This window comes from Bradyrhizobium sp. CAR08, assembly GCF_052871955.1.
On sequence record NZ_JBIXJX010000079.1, the window covers coordinates 1 to 1,273 of the forward strand.

Genomic DNA, 1,273 nt, shown 5'->3' on the forward strand with positions numbered 1-1,273 from the left:
CCCGGCTCGATCTGATCGTCCATCACCTTGGCCTTGCCTTGGGTGGCCGCCCGGCGGCGAGTTTTGCCCGTCGACTTATGCTGCCCGTGAGCAACGACACATTGCTTCGGGTGGTTAGAAAGCGCGGGTGTCCGCCCTTTGCTGCGCCGAGCGTTATCGGCATCGACGATTGGGCCTGGCGGCGCAATCAGCGGTACGGAACGATTATCTGTGACCTCGAGCGGCGACGACCGATCACTCTCTTACCCGACAGAGAGCCAGCCACTGCGCAGGCCTGGCTCGCGGGGCAGCCACAAATCGCTGTGGTCGCGCGCGACCGCGGCGGTGGCTATGCCCTTGCTGTGGCCAAGGCACTCCCGCACGCCACCCAGGTGGCCGACCGTTGGCACCTCATGGAGAACGCCAGCCACGCCTTCCTGGATGCGGTTCGCAAATCCATGTGCCAGGTCCGGATCGCGGTCGGCTCCGCCACCATAAATCCCAACTTGTTGACCGCCGCCGAGCGCATTCAATATGAGGGCTATCTTCGGCGAGAAGACACCAACGCGGCAATTCTCAAACAGGCTGAGACGGGCGTCTCCATAAAGGAGATCGTACGGCTCACCGGCCATAGCCGGGGCCTCATCCGCAGGGTATTGCGAGGTCAGCGATCCGACGTGTTCAGGGTGCGCGAGAGCTCGCTCGAGCACTACCTGCCATGGCTCGAAGTTCAGTGGGCCGCTGGCCATTGTAATGGCGCCGACCTTTGGCGTCGCCTCAAGGCGCAGGGATTTAGAGGCTCGGTGCGAGTCGTTGCCGAATGGGCGACACGCCGTCGGCGTGCCGAAACGCCCGATGCTCAGAGCCTGCAGCGGGTACCATCCGCGAGAACGATCGCCCGCCTGATGACCAATGGCCGCGATACGCTATCAAAGTCAGAGACCGTCACCATTGCGGCGATTGAGCAAGGCGTTCCTCTCCTGGTGGAAGCTCGAGAGATCATAGCCACTTTCCATGCGATGATCCGCAAGAAGGCCCACGGAGAGCTTGAACCATGGTTGAAACGAGCATGCGCAAGCCTCGTCATGTCTTTCGCCAATGGCGTCATCAAGGACAAGGCCGCCGTCAGCGCAGCGATCACGACGTCCTGGTCCAACGGCCAGACCGAAGGCCAGATCACCAAGCTCAAACTGGTCAAGCGCCAAATGTACGGACGCGCTAAGCTCGACTTGCTGCAGGCTCGGCTAATCGGCGCCACATGACCAGTGCTGCACCAAAATTGCGTCAGAGCCAA

Annotated in this window: 1 protein-coding gene; it reads left to right on the top strand. The window is 61.7% G+C overall.

The window, feature by feature from the left end; all coding sequences use genetic code 11:
- Nucleotides 1–1,241 (top strand): ISL3 family transposase (locus ACIPUD_RS39775; RefSeq protein ID WP_446482991.1); only part of this gene is annotated, 1,241 nt, incomplete at its 5' end.
- Nucleotides 1,242–1,273 lie beyond the last annotated feature (32 nt).